We start from the raw sequence: 12,810 nt of genomic DNA, 5'->3' as shown, positions 1-12,810 counted from the left end.
GTCATTTTACGCAATACATTAAGTCAAGAAATTTTAGCCCCACCTAAATCCTCCCCGGGAGGGAGGACTAAAAAAATGAAAGCGGGAAAAAGTAAAGTCTCCCATACCGGGGGAGATTTAGAGGGGGCTTTATACCTGCTTATTTACGTTTGCGGCATTAAATGATTAAGCTATTTTTGCAGCTTAATTATAAAAAGCATGTCAGAAAAAAATAAAGCTGTTTTTTTAGATCGCGATGGTGTTCTGAACCAGGAGATGGGCGATTACGTTTGCAAGTTTGAAGACTTTCACGTTCTCGAACATAACTTCGCCACGCTGAAAGAACTGCAAGACCGTGGTTATATGCTGATTGTGGCCACCAACCAGGGCGGTATTGCCAAAAGCTGGTATACCGAAGAGCAGCTGGCCGAAATGCATGCACACCTGCGCAAACTTTACGCCGAACACGGTGTTGAGTTTACTGATATATACTATTGCCCGCATCATCCTAACTTTACCGGCGATTGCGATTGCCGCAAACCTAAACCGGGTTTACTGTTAAGAGGGATTGCAGAGCATAATATCGACCCGGCTAAATCATACTTTATTGGCGACCGTGAGCGCGATGTAGAAGCAGGTACAGCCGCAGGCGTAAAAGGTATCCTGATTAACAGCGATCAGCCGATTAGTGAGATACTTGATCAAATAGCTTAACCTTAATATATAGCATGAAACTAAGCAGCTACTTAAAAAATATCGATTCGGTTATTGCGGCGGCCATTGGTTATTATGCTATATATCTATACACTAAATACAATGGTATAGGTATTTCGCCCGATTCTATTATGTATACCAGCGCTGCGCGGAGTTTCCACAACACCGGCTCCCTGACTACATTTAACGGACATGCCATTGTTGATTTCCCGGTCTTCTACCCTGTTTTCCTCGGGCTCACTTTCTTCATTAGCGGGATTGATCCTGTAGTTGCCGGGCCTGTTATCGATGGTTTGTTATTCGCCGGGGTGATCCTCATCAGTGGTTTGCTGATGCAGCATTTCGCATCCAAGAGCATTATATATAAGTGGTTGGTTTTGGGTGCGATAATATTGAGCCCGGCGTTGTTGCAGATCTATACCTATTTATGGTCGGAGACGCTGTTTATATTTTTGGTATTTGCGTTCTTCATCACCTTTTCGCAATATCTAAAAACTCATACCTATATAACACTGGTAGTTGCTGCACTTGTGGCAGGCATTAGTTGTATAACCCGCTATGCCGGGATAACTGTAATTGGCACCGGGTGTTTATTATTATTGATTGAAAGTACCTTTCCTTTTAAACAAAGGTGGAAACGCATTTTCATCTTCGGTGCTATATCCTGTTCTTTATTAATAGCCAACCTTATTCGCAACCATTTGGTAAGCGGCACGGGCACCGGCCCGCGCGAAGCATCGATAACCGGTTTCTGGCAAAATATGATCTATTTTGGCGGCACCATTGTAGATTGGGTTACCATACCAAGCGAAGCTGATTTTGTAGCACTCGCAGTAGGTATCCTCACCATTGTTGGATTAATGATTGCACTATGGTTCCATACCTTCCGTAAAAATCTGAATAACTATCTGGTTATCGCCATCACCTTTTCATTGATCTATGGATTATTCATCGTTATATCTTCTACCTTTTCGCGTTATGAACGGATCAATGACAGGCTGCTGGCTCCTATGTACATTCCCACCATCTGGGCTTTAACCTGGTGGATTATCCATACACCCAAACGCTGGTCGCAGGCTATTAAAATACCTATTTACGTATTCTTTGGGCTTTGTGCTTTGGTGATAGAATATCGTTTATACAAAGTAGACTATCAGCGTTGGGACGATCAGCGCGATTACGGCAACCCCGGCTATGCCGATGACGACTGGAAAGACTCTGGCATGGTGAAGTTTATGCGCAGCAATGATGCTTTCTTTAAAACCGATGCACCTATTTATTCTGATGCGCCGGAGGCCGTTTACTTTTTAGGCGGGCACGCAGGCATTAAATTGCTGCCACATCGCTATTTCCCTAAAACGGTAGAGAAATTTCTGGAGCAGAAACATTACTACCTCATCTGGTTTGATAACCTCGATAACCCGGAGTTGATCAACCTGAAATATATTCAGCAGAAAAAAAATCTGAAAAAATTACAACAATTTGGCGACGGCAGCATTTATGAGTATAACGAGTCAGATCAGCCCGCAAAATGATAAACTACTCATTCTGTATAAATTGATTTTGATTTTATAAATAACTCTATATATTTGCATCGCTCACCACAAGTTAGCTATAGAAATGAAGGTTTTCACTTTACATCATTTGCATCTGCACCATCGCCACCATGTGGCGATCAAATAATGATGTTTCTACGTGAAATATTGCAACCTCCGTTTATCTTATAGTATAATTAATTCCCAGCTTTGAAAACATTAAAAATAGCGATCCAAAAATCGGGTCGGCTCAACGAAAAGTCCGTTGAACTGCTTAAAAATTGTGGCTTGAATTTCGAGAACTACAAAAGTTCATTGATCTCGCCGGTGTCTAACTTCCCCCTGGAAATCCTTTTTCTTCGCGATGACGATATCCCCGAATACGTACAGGATGGCATTGCCGATCTGGGTATTGTGGGCGAAAACGTGATCCAGGAAACTGAGGTTGAGGTTAACTACCTGCAACGTTTAGGTTTTGGTAAATGCGCATTAAAAATTGCCATTACCAATAGCAGCGATATTACCGATCTGCAACATTTAAACGGCAAATCAATAGCCACCACCTACCCTGCTATTTTGGGTAAGTTTTTAAAAGAGAATAAGATCCAGTCAGAGATCCGTAACATTTCAGGCTCGGTGGAGATTGCTCCGGGTTTGGGATTGGCTGATGCCATCTGCGATTTAGTATCAACCGGTGGTACATTGAAAAGCAATGGGTTGAAACCTTTTGCTGATGTGATGTCGTCTGAAGCAGTTTTAATTGGCCGTAACGGTGATGAAGACAATGTTTTGATCCAGGAGCTGATTCAACGCATTCAATCTGTATTACGTGCTAAGGAAACTAAATACGTGGTATTGAATATCCACCGCGATAATTTGCCTAAGATTATGAATTTGCTACCGGGTGTAAAAAGCCCTACTATAGTACCATTGGCCGAGGCTGACTGGGTAGCAGTACATACCGTAATCCCCGAGCGCGACTTTTGGGACCGCATTAGCAGCCTGAAACAAGCCGGCGCCGAAGGTATTGTGGTGATGCCGATAGAAAAGATCATTCTATAACCAGAATTTACTGAATTTGGGAATTCTCAGAATTTGCCAGATTCATCAATTAACAGAATTTCACATTAAAAAACTCCCTCTCCATTGGAGAGGGCTGGGGTGAGGCGATATGTTAAGAATATATAATTATCAGGATTTAAATACTGATGACCTGCAGCAACTGGTTCAGCGCAATGTTGACCCTGCTAACGAGATCCGCTCGATTGTTGAAACGATTATTGAAACAGTGCGCGAGCATGGCGATAATGCCCTGCTGGATTATGCACACAAGTTTGATAAGGTTAAACTCGACAAGCTTTACTTAGATAAAGCCGAACTAAGCGAACTGGCCAACGCCCTGCAGCCAGAGCAGAAAGAAGCCCTTAAAACGGCCTATAATAACATCTACAAATTTCACCAGGCTCAATTAGGTAAAGAAGACAAAATTGAAACCATGCCCGGTGTAACCTGCTGGCGCGAATTAAGACCGATTGAAAAAGTTGGCTTGTATATTCCCGGTGGCAGCGCGGTTTTACCGAGTACATTTTTAATGCTGGGTATCCCCGCTCGTATTGCAGGCTGCAAAGAGATTGTAGTTTGCTCGCCGCCACAAAAAAGCGGCAAGGTGAATGCCTTTATAGCCTACGTTGCCGAACTGCTGGACATAGACCGCATTTACTTTGCCGGAGGTGCACAAGCTATTGCAGCCATGGCTTACGGTACCGAAAGTATTGCTAAGGTTGATAAGATCTTCGGTCCCGGTAATCAATTTGTAACCAAGGCGAAGACGATTATCCAATCAACAACCACCACGGCCATCGATATGCCGGCCGGTCCATCAGAAGTATTGGTTATTGCTGATGAAACTGCCAACCCCATCTTTGTAGCTGCCGATTTACTGGCACAAGCTGAGCATGGTAGCGATAGCCAGGCCGTACTGGTAACCACATCTGAGCAAATGGCCGAAGCTGTTATTGTAGAGTTAAACAAACAACTCCCTGTATTACCACGCGCTGAAATTGCCGGGCAAGCCATAGCAAACTCTTACGCTGTTATTGTGAGCAGCCTTAACCAAGCCATGCAGTTCAGTAACCTGTATGCGCCAGAGCATTTGATATTGGCAACTGAAAGCTGGGAGCAGATTACCGGTGATATTATCAACGCAGGCTCTGTTTTCTTAGGCAACTTAACGCCGGAGAGTGTGGGCGATTATGCATCGGGCACTAACCATACCTTGCCTACCAGTACCTATGCAAGGGCTTACTCGGGTGTTTCGGTTGATTCTTTTGTGAAGAAGATCACGTTTCAGCATATCAGTCCGCAGGGTATTGGTAATATTGGCCCGACTGTGGAAATACTAGCTGAGTTGGAAGGTTTGCATGCGCATAAGAATGCAGTGACGGTGAGACTTCTGAATTAGAAGCAAGAGCCGAGAGACAAGAAACAAGACGATAACTTAACCGTCTTTGCGAGATATAAAACTTTGTCATGCTGAGCTCCGTCGAAGCACGACTATACAGAGCTGCTCTGTATACTACGAGATTGCTTCGTACCTCGCAATGACAAATAGATAAAAAGACATGTTCGACATTAATAAAATAATTCGACCAAATATTAAAAACCTGGTTCCCTACTCATCAGCACGTGACGAGTTTAAGGGCGAAGCCAGCGTATACCTGGATGCTAACGAAAACGCATTCGGTTCGCCGTTGGATAAAGCATATAATCGCTATCCCGACCCGATGCAGTACCAGGTTAAAATGCGCTTAAGCGCCATTAAAGGTGTACCTGCCCGCAACATCTTTCTGGGTAATGGCAGTGATGAAGCTATCGATATCCTGTTCCGCGCTTTTTGCAATCCCGGTGCGGATAATGTGATCCTGGTACCTCCTACTTATGGCATGTACGAGGTTTCGGCCAATATCAATGATGTAGAAACCCGCAAGGTTTCATTAACAGAAGAGTACCAACTGAATGTTGAAGGTATTTCTGAAGCCATCGATAAAAACACCAAATTGATCTTCATCTGCTCGCCCAACAACCCAACAGGTAACTCCATCAACCGCGATGATATTGAAACCCTGCTGGCCAATTTTAATGGCATTGTGGTGGTTGATGAAGCTTATATCAACTTCAGCCGTCAAAAAACCTTTATTCAGGAACTGACTGAATATGCTAACCTTGTGGTTATGCAAACGCTCTCGAAAGCATGGGGATTAGCGGGATTACGCATCGGTATGGCCTTTGCCAGCGAAGAAATTATTGAGGTGATGAATAAGGTTAAACCACCTTATAACATCAATGAAGCGTCGCAGCAGTTAGCGCTCCAGGCTTTACAAAATACTGATCTGGTAAACCTCTGGATCAAAGAACTTCTGGCTGAGCGCGATAAACTGGTTTTAAAACTGAAGGATATGGATTTCGTGCTGGATATTTACCCATCAGATGCCAACTTCATTTTAGTTAAAACTACTGATGCTAACGGGATATATGACTTCCTGGTACAGCATGGCATCATTGTGCGTAACCGTACCAAGGTTGAATTGTGCGAAGGTTCGTTACGAATTACGGTAGGAACACCTGAAGAAAACCAAAAATTATTAGAAACTTTACAGCAATACAAATAATGATCGGCCCGCAAAAAATATTGTTTATAGATAGAGATGGTACTCTGATTAAAGAGTGTGCCGACGAGCAGATAGATTCGTTCTATAAGCTCGAGTTCTACAACAAAGCCCTGCAATACCTGCCACGCATAGCTGCCGAGCTTGATTTTAAGCTGGTAATGGTAACCAATCAGGATGGTTTAGGAACAGTAAGCCACCCCGACGAGAACTTTTTCCCGGTACAGGATCTGGTCATCAAAACCTTTGCTAACGAAGGTGTAGTATTTTCTGCTGTACACATCGACCGCACATTTCCTTACCAAAACGCCCCTACCCGAAAACCGGGTACTGGTATGCTAACTGAATATTTCGATGCTGAAAAGTATGATCTGCAAGGATCATTCGTAATCGGCGATCGTAAAAACGATGTGCTGCTGGCTAAAAACCTGGGCGCAAAAGCTATATGGTTAAACAATCACTCAGGCTTAGGTGCAAAGGAATTTACGGAAGAAGAAAACGCAGCAGTTAAAGAAACTGTAGCCTTAGAAACTACCGATTGGCAAAAGATTTACGAGTTTTTAAAATTGGGTGAGCGTGTGGCAGAACGCCGCCGCACCACCAAAGAAACTGATATTTTTATCAAAATTAATCTGGATGGTACAGGTGAAGCGAAGATAAATACTGGTTTGCATTTCTTCGATCACATGCTTGATCAGATTGCCCGCCACGGCAGCATCGATCTGGAAGTTGATGCCAAAGGCGATCTGCATATCGATGAACATCATACGATAGAAGATACCGCCATCGCTTTAGGCGAGGTTTTTGCGACAGCATTGGGCGATAAACGTGGTATTGAGCGTTATGGTTTCTGCCTGCCGATGGACGATTGCCTGGCGCAGGCGGCGATAGACTTTGGCGGCCGCAACTGGCTGGTTTGGGATGCAGATTTTAAACGCGAAAAAGTGGGCGATGTACCTACAGAGATGTTCTTGCATTTCTTTAAGTCGTTCTCAGATGCATCAAAATCAAACCTTAACATCAAAGCCGAAGGCCAGAACGAACACCACAAAATAGAAGCAATATTTAAAGCCTTTGCCAAAGCAATTAAAATGGCCGTTCGCAGGGACGCAAATAATATGGTTTTACCAAGCACCAAGGGGATGCTTTAAAAGAGATGCAAGAAACCAGAGCCAAGAGACAAGATAACATGGCACACTTTGCTTTTTGTCTTGTCTCTTGTTTCTCGGCTCTTGTCTCTATATAGAATATGATAGGAATAGTACGTTACGGTGCGGGGAACATTTTCTCCTTGACTTCGGCATTAGACAGGCTGGGCATTGCCTATGGCATGATCAATGAAGAGGCTGATTTTGACCAATTTGATCGCTATATTATCCCCGGAGTAGGACACGCCGGTGCAGCTATGACCAAACTGGTAAACACCGGGCTTGTGCCAAAAATTAAAGCACTTCAAAAGCCAACTTTGGGTATTTGTGTAGGTATGCAGCTGCTAACCGAGCATTCTGAAGAAGGAGATTCTGAACTCCTGAATATCATCCCCGTAAAAACCCTTAAATTTAAAGAAGAGCCCGGTTTTAAAGTCCCGCACACGGGCTGGAACAATGTATTTGCGCAGGAAGGCAACCCACTTTTTGAAAATATTCCTGCGGGCGCTCATTTTTACTTTGTACATTCATACTATATTGAATATAATAACGCTTATACTTTAGCGTCAACCAATTATATCAATAATTTTTCGGCATCAATTTGGCATAACAATTTTTTTGGCGTGCAATTTCATCCCGAAAAATCGGGCGAGTACGGCGAAACATTACTTAAAAACTTTTCAAATATTTAAAAGATGTACATAATCCCTGCCATCGACATACTGGACAAAAAAGTGGTTCGCCTTCGTGAAGGTAACTACGAGCAGGTAACTCATTACGATGTTACACTGGAAGAGATGATCGAAAGGTACCAATCAAACGGCACAAACTTCATCCACGTTATCGACCTGAATGGAGCTAAAAACGACTTCTCGAACCAGGAATATCTGTTCAACGTGATCAGAAAAACGGATATGAAAGTGCAATACGGCGGCGGCGTGCGCAGCATTGATAAAGTGAGAGAGCTTATTGATGCCGGTATTCACCGCGTGATTGTAGGTACACAAGCTATTACCAATCCAAGCTTCCTGGAAGATCTAAGCAAGGCCATTTGTGGCCAAGATCGGTGCTCAGATCAGGTTGTAGTTGCCATCGATGTGCTCGATGAGGTAATCAAATACTCTGGCTGGATGGAAAGTTCACCCATTAAATTAATGGACTACGTAGATAAATGCCTGGCTTTAGGCTTTTTCCGTTTCTTGTGTACCGACATCAACAAAGACGGTAAACTGGGCGGCGCAGGTATCGAACTTTACAAAAAACTGCTGGATCATTCCCCTTTCATTAAACTGATCGCTTCCGGCGGTGTAAGCTCCATGAAAGATATCGAACAGCTCAGCAAAATAAAGGTAGAATCTGTTGTAGTAGGCAAAGCCATCTACGAAAATCTGATCTCTATCGAAGAAATTAAAGACTGGAATTTACAGGCTTTGATGTCAATTTAGTCTGGCCGAAGGCCATTCCAATGCCCGTCATTGCGAGGTACGAAGCAATCCCCTACTTACAGAGCCGCTCTGTATAGTTGAACTGCACAGCTGGGGATTGCTTCGTACCTCGCAATGACGATCAAATTTACTATCCCCAATGCTCGCAAAACGAATTATCCCCTGCCTTGATGTAAAAGATGGCCGTACGGTTAAAGGTGTAAACTTTGTAGACCTGCGCGATGCCGGCGACCCGGTTGAACTGGCCTGGAACTACTCGCGCCAAGGCGCCGATGAACTGGTTTTTCTGGACATAACCGCCACGCACGAACGTCGCAAAACCATGATTGAAATGGTGAAGGCTGTAGCACGTCAAATCAATATACCGTTTACTATTGGTGGTGGCATTGTAGAAATTGCCGATGCTGATGCTTTACTTAGCGCCGGTGCCGATAAAATTTCAATTAACTCTGCTGCTGTACGTAATCCCGGTTTTATTGATGAACTGGCTAAAGCCTTTGGTGTGCAGTTTGTTGTGGTTGCAGTTGATACCCGTCATGATGGTAACGCCAACATTGTGCACTTAAACGGTGGACGAATCCCAACCGAAAAAGAAACTTTAGACTGGATTTTAGAAGCCGAAAGCCGTGGCGCAGGTGAGATTTTGCTTACTTCAATGGATCATGACGGCACTAAAGCAGGTTTTGATAATAACTTACTAAAAGTGGTTAATGATGCTGTGAATATCCCGGTTATTGCTTCGGGTGGCGCGGGCAGTGTGCAGCACTTTGTGGATGTATTCCAAAAAACTAATGTAGATGCGGCTTTGGCAGCTTCTGTGTTTCATTACGGACAGATTTTGATCCCTGATCTGAAATCGGAATTAAGGAAACAGAACATTAACGTACGATAATATAATATTTAGCTTTAGGGCTATATTTGCAAACCACTTTAAAAGTGGTTTTTACTAAAGAAAAATGGAAATAGATTTCGATAAAACCGACGGACTGGTTCCGGTTGTGATACAGGATGCACAAACCCTTGAGGTGTTGATGCTGGGCTACATGAATGCCGAAGCATACCAGAAAACCATCAAAGAAAATATAGTTACTTTCTTTTCCCGCTCAAAAAACCGTTTGTGGACTAAGGGCGAAACCAGCGGTAATTTCTTACACGTACAAAGCGTGCATATTGATTGCGATAAAGATACGGTGCTGATTAAAGTACGCCCGCAAGGCGTTACCTGCCATACCGGCGCGCGCAGCTGCTTCGATACTGCTTACAACCAAAACTTCATTCTGGAGCTGGAGAACATCATCCGCAACCGTTATGAAGAACCGCAGGAAGGATCGTATGTTAACAAACTCCGCAAAAAAGGCCTCAATAAAATAGCCCAAAAAGTTGGAGAAGAGGCTGTCGAAACTGTAATAGCTGCTTTAGCTGAGACCGAAGTGGATATGATCAACGAGTCATCAGACCTTGTTTTCCACTTATTAGTTTTGCTGCGCGAAAAAGGCTTATCGTTAGAAACCATCGCCAAAAATCTGGAAGCAAGACATAAATAGTTTACTGTTGAAATTATGCTGAAGAGTATCTTTGCCAATGCCTTGCTCATTTGTGCTGTTGGTGTTTTCGCCTGCAATGCGCAGTCTGTAGCACTTAGAAATAACATTGCCGAAATTGCAAAGGAATCTAAAGGCAAGGTTGGTGTTTCTATGCTTAATCTCGAAACGGGTGATAAATTGTCACTTGCAGGTCGCGATCATTTTCCGATGCAAAGCGTAATGAAGTATCCTATTGCAATTACTGTTTTGCACGAAATAGATAAAGGACATTTCAAGATTGATCAGTTAATCCATATCGATAAAGCCGACTACTTCGATACCTACAGCCCACTTAAAGACAAGCATCCCGAAGGTAATTTCGATATTTCGATAAGGGAATTGTTAAGCTATATGGTTTCATTGAGCGATAATGTAGCTTGCGATGTGCTGCTTAAAACGCTTGGCGGCCCCAATAAAGTTACCGCTTACATGCACAGCATCGGTATTAAAAATATAGCTGTGGTAGCTTCAGAATACCAGATGGCACAAGCCTGGGATGTGCAATTTACCAATTGGGTGCAACCAAGCGAGATCATCCATTTGCTTAAGGTTTCGTTTAAGTCCGATTTTCTATCTCCGGCAAGCCATGCTTACCTGTGGAAAATTTTACAGGAAACTTCTACCGGGCCCAAGCAAATCAAAGGCTTATTACCTGCGGGCACTATAGTTTATCATAAAACCGGTCGTTCGGGTACCAATGAGCAGGGTATCAGCGCTGCAACTAATGATATTGGCATTATTACCTTGCCTAACGGTAATCACCTTGCAATTGCAATATTTGTTTGCAATTCACCGGCAGATATGGCCACCCGCGAGTCGGTAATTGCGCATATTGCCAAAGCTGCTTACGATGAAGCTGTTAAATAAGTTGACGAACCCAAGATGAAAGCAGAACAAGCATTTGAACTTACCGGGCATCAAAACCCCATTTTTTCGGCCGAGCTATCTCAAAAACCTGGTTTACTATTTACAGCCGGTAATGATAAAGGTTTAGTTGAATGGAGTTTAACCAAGCAGGAATTCATCAAGGTAATGTTCCCGGTGCCGGGTTCTGTTTATGCTATCCATTGCCCGGTTGGGTTTCCATTAATGTTTGCCGGTATGCGTAACGGGCAGGTTTTGGTTTTCGATTTCATTGAGCAAAAAATTATTACCACATTAAAGCAGCACAGTAGGCCAATCTTTGATATTAAATCAATCCCCAATAAAAGCGAACTCCTGATCGCATCAGAAGATGGTTCTGTTTCCGTTTGGAACCTCAAGGATCTTGGTTTACTGCATACCATTAAAGTATCATCTGATACCGTTCGCTCTATCGCCATATCGCCTAATCAGCAACAAATGGCCTTGGGTTGCAGGGATAACAGTGTAAGGGTTTATAACACGGAAGATTATTCGCCGGTAACTACACTTGCAGATCATACCATGGCTGTATTCACCACCGAGTACACCAAAGATGGCCGCTACATTTTATCCGGTGCGCGTGATGCCCAAATTAAGGTTTGGGATACTACTACTTTCGAATTGGTGAAAAATATTCCGGCTCACCTGTTTGCTGTGAATCATATTCTATCGCATCCTACCCGCCCGTATTTTGCCACAGCAAGTATGGATAAATCAATTAAAATTTGGGGTGCCGATGATTTTAAACTGTATAAGATCATCAGCCGCGAAAAAGGTTACGCATGCCACCTCCTATCCATCAACAAACTCGCCTGGGATGGCGATCAACTGATCTCTGTTAGTGACGATAAGCGCGTGCTCGGTTGGGATATCGCTTTTTAAAGGAATCTTTTAATAATACGAAGTTTGTGGGTATAGCGTTTAAACTCTTCCGAATAAATACCCTGCCCATCCATCCGTTCAATTTTTACCCTGCCTGATGCATGGATAATCTGCTCATTATTCATCATAATGCCTACATGAATAATCCGGCCTTCATCGTTATCAAAAAAGGCAACGTCGCCCGGTTTAACTTCGGGTAAAAAGTCAACTGCTGTACCCTGCTCTGCCTGTAGATAGGCATCCCGCTTTAAGTTAATCCCCATTTGGCGAAACACCGCTTGTACCAGCCCAGAACAATCGATACCAAAATGTGTACGGCCACCCCAAAGATAAGGCGCATTTAAAAAAGACTGCGCCAGAGCCAGCATACCCACCCCTGCCGAAGTATTATTATTAATCTCGTAACGCTCTTCTCCTATCCTCAATACACTATCAGTAACGCCGGGAAGCGAGCTACCAAAAGGAATGTATACCAGCGTACTATCAGATTGTTTTACAACTGCGCTGATGGCCTTGTTGGTAAGTAAGTTATCGGCAGCAAACTTACGGTATTCATCTTCTGTAATATTGGTGATCTGGTTAAAACTAATCCAGCCTTCATATCCATCATGTGCGGCAATAATGCGTGCCCATTTTTCGGTACGCTCCATAATTTCATAAACTTCGCCAAAAAGCAGTTGCGAAACCATTTCACTTTGCTCGCGGGCTTCTTTCCGCATAGCGATAATTGCCAGATTACTGATACCGTATTCCATAGTAAGAGCGAATATATTCTATTTAAGAGTGAGAGGCAAGAAACAAGATACAAGAATTGAGACTTTACATTAAATACAAAAACAGAAGTCAAGATGAATATATTAAACCCAATATATTCTACAAAATCCAGTATGTCGTTCCGGTAACATTATCGCTAAAAACTTGTTGCTAAAAAAGGGAGTTAATACCTTGGCATTAAT

Annotated in this window: 13 protein-coding genes; 12 read left to right on the top strand and 1 reads right to left on the bottom strand. The window is 43.2% G+C overall.

Features of this window, described 5'->3' with window-relative positions; translation table 11 throughout:
- Nucleotides 1–198: 198 nt before the first annotated feature.
- From PQO05_RS11965 to PQO05_RS11910, 12 genes are all read left to right on the top strand, one after another.
- Nucleotides 199–693 carry a D-glycero-alpha-D-manno-heptose-1,7-bisphosphate 7-phosphatase gene (locus PQO05_RS11965; RefSeq protein ID WP_273633148.1) on the top strand — a complete coding sequence of 165 codons (495 nt, stop codon included), beginning with the start codon at nt 199–201 and terminating at the stop codon, nt 691–693.
- A 14-nt stretch (nt 694–707) separates the two neighbouring features.
- Nucleotides 708–2,228 carry a hypothetical protein gene (locus PQO05_RS11960; protein ID WP_273633147.1) on the top strand — a complete coding sequence of 507 codons (1,521 nt, stop codon included), beginning with the start codon at nt 708–710 and terminating at the stop codon, nt 2,226–2,228.
- Between the two features lie 210 nt (nt 2,229–2,438).
- Nucleotides 2,439–3,290 carry an ATP phosphoribosyltransferase gene (gene hisG, locus PQO05_RS11955; RefSeq protein WP_273633146.1) on the top strand — a complete coding sequence of 284 codons (852 nt, stop codon included), beginning with the start codon at nt 2,439–2,441 and terminating at the stop codon, nt 3,288–3,290.
- A gap of 109 nt (nt 3,291–3,399) precedes the next feature.
- Complete coding sequence (gene hisD, locus PQO05_RS11950) at nt 3,400–4,689, top strand: histidinol dehydrogenase (RefSeq protein WP_273633145.1); 1,290 nt, start codon at nt 3,400–3,402, stop codon at nt 4,687–4,689.
- A 160-nt stretch (nt 4,690–4,849) separates the two neighbouring features.
- Nucleotides 4,850–5,896 (top strand): histidinol-phosphate transaminase, encoded by a 1,047-nt coding sequence (gene hisC, locus PQO05_RS11945; RefSeq protein ID WP_273633144.1) that lies wholly within the window; start codon nt 4,850–4,852, stop codon nt 5,894–5,896.
- A complete protein-coding gene (hisB, locus tag PQO05_RS11940) occupies nt 5,896–7,044 on the top strand; it encodes a bifunctional histidinol-phosphatase/imidazoleglycerol-phosphate dehydratase HisB (protein ID WP_273633143.1) in 1,149 nt (382 codons plus the stop codon). Before hisC ends, hisB begins: the two co-directional genes overlap by 1 nt.
- Before the next feature lie 98 nt (nt 7,045–7,142).
- Nucleotides 7,143–7,733, top strand: a complete 591-nt coding sequence (hisH, locus tag PQO05_RS11935) for an imidazole glycerol phosphate synthase subunit HisH (protein ID WP_273633142.1) — start codon at nt 7,143–7,145, stop codon at nt 7,731–7,733.
- A gap of 3 nt (nt 7,734–7,736) precedes the next feature.
- Nucleotides 7,737–8,486, top strand: coding sequence for a 1-(5-phosphoribosyl)-5-[(5-phosphoribosylamino)methylideneamino]imidazole-4-carboxamide isomerase (locus PQO05_RS11930; RefSeq protein ID WP_273633141.1), 750 nt, complete (start codon nt 7,737–7,739; stop codon nt 8,484–8,486).
- 139 nt (nt 8,487–8,625) lie between these two features.
- On the top strand, nt 8,626–9,378 hold the full coding sequence (hisF, locus tag PQO05_RS11925) for an imidazole glycerol phosphate synthase subunit HisF (protein ID WP_273633140.1): 753 nt from the start codon (nt 8,626–8,628) through the stop codon (nt 9,376–9,378).
- 64 nt (nt 9,379–9,442) lie between these two features.
- Nucleotides 9,443–10,030 (top strand): bifunctional phosphoribosyl-AMP cyclohydrolase/phosphoribosyl-ATP diphosphatase HisIE, encoded by a 588-nt coding sequence (hisIE, locus tag PQO05_RS11920; RefSeq protein WP_273633139.1) that lies wholly within the window; start codon nt 9,443–9,445, stop codon nt 10,028–10,030.
- 15 nt (nt 10,031–10,045) lie between these two features.
- On the top strand, nt 10,046–10,936 hold the full coding sequence (gene bla / locus PQO05_RS11915; protein WP_273633138.1) for a class A beta-lactamase, subclass A2: 891 nt from the start codon (nt 10,046–10,048) through the stop codon (nt 10,934–10,936).
- A gap of 15 nt (nt 10,937–10,951) precedes the next feature.
- Nucleotides 10,952–11,854: a WD40 repeat domain-containing protein gene (locus tag PQO05_RS11910; protein ID WP_273633137.1), complete on the top strand. Its 903-nt coding sequence runs from the start codon at nt 10,952–10,954 to the stop codon at nt 11,852–11,854.
- Here PQO05_RS11910 and PQO05_RS11905 read toward each other — a convergent pair.
- On the bottom strand, nt 11,851–12,609 hold the full coding sequence (locus PQO05_RS11905) for a C40 family peptidase (protein ID WP_273633136.1): 759 nt from the start codon (nt 12,607–12,609) through the stop codon (nt 11,851–11,853). The two genes, PQO05_RS11910 and PQO05_RS11905, sit on opposite strands and share 4 nt — an antisense overlap.
- Nucleotides 12,610–12,810 lie beyond the last annotated feature (201 nt).

It is taken from the genome of Mucilaginibacter jinjuensis, from assembly GCF_028596025.1.
Taxonomy (GTDB): domain Bacteria; phylum Bacteroidota; class Bacteroidia; order Sphingobacteriales; family Sphingobacteriaceae; genus Mucilaginibacter; species Mucilaginibacter jinjuensis.
This window is presented reverse-complemented; position numbering and strand designations above follow the sequence as displayed.

Excerpts from the sequence above, each read along its gene's own strand:
- PQO05_RS11965 (WP_273633148.1), top strand. The coding sequence starts at position 199 with ATGTCAGAAAAAAATAAAGCTGTTTTTTTAGATCGCGATGGTGTTCTG.
- PQO05_RS11960 (WP_273633147.1), top strand. The coding sequence starts at position 708 with ATGAAACTAAGCAGCTACTTAAAAAATATCGATTCGGTTATTGCGGCG.
- hisD (WP_273633145.1), top strand. The coding sequence starts at position 3,400 with ATGTTAAGAATATATAATTATCAGGATTTAAATACTGATGACCTGCAG.
- hisC (WP_273633144.1), top strand. The coding sequence starts at position 4,850 with ATGTTCGACATTAATAAAATAATTCGACCAAATATTAAAAACCTGGTT.
- hisB (WP_273633143.1), top strand. The coding sequence starts at position 5,896 with ATGATCGGCCCGCAAAAAATATTGTTTATAGATAGAGATGGTACTCTG.
- hisH (WP_273633142.1), top strand. The coding sequence starts at position 7,143 with ATGATAGGAATAGTACGTTACGGTGCGGGGAACATTTTCTCCTTGACT.
- PQO05_RS11930 (WP_273633141.1), top strand. The coding sequence starts at position 7,737 with ATGTACATAATCCCTGCCATCGACATACTGGACAAAAAAGTGGTTCGC.
- hisF (WP_273633140.1), top strand. The coding sequence starts at position 8,626 with ATGCTCGCAAAACGAATTATCCCCTGCCTTGATGTAAAAGATGGCCGT.
- hisIE (WP_273633139.1), top strand. The coding sequence starts at position 9,443 with ATGGAAATAGATTTCGATAAAACCGACGGACTGGTTCCGGTTGTGATA.
- bla (WP_273633138.1), top strand. The coding sequence starts at position 10,046 with ATGCTGAAGAGTATCTTTGCCAATGCCTTGCTCATTTGTGCTGTTGGT.
- PQO05_RS11910 (WP_273633137.1), top strand. The coding sequence starts at position 10,952 with ATGAAAGCAGAACAAGCATTTGAACTTACCGGGCATCAAAACCCCATT.
- PQO05_RS11905 (WP_273633136.1), bottom strand. The coding sequence starts at position 12,609 with ATGGAATACGGTATCAGTAATCTGGCAATTATCGCTATGCGGAAAGAA.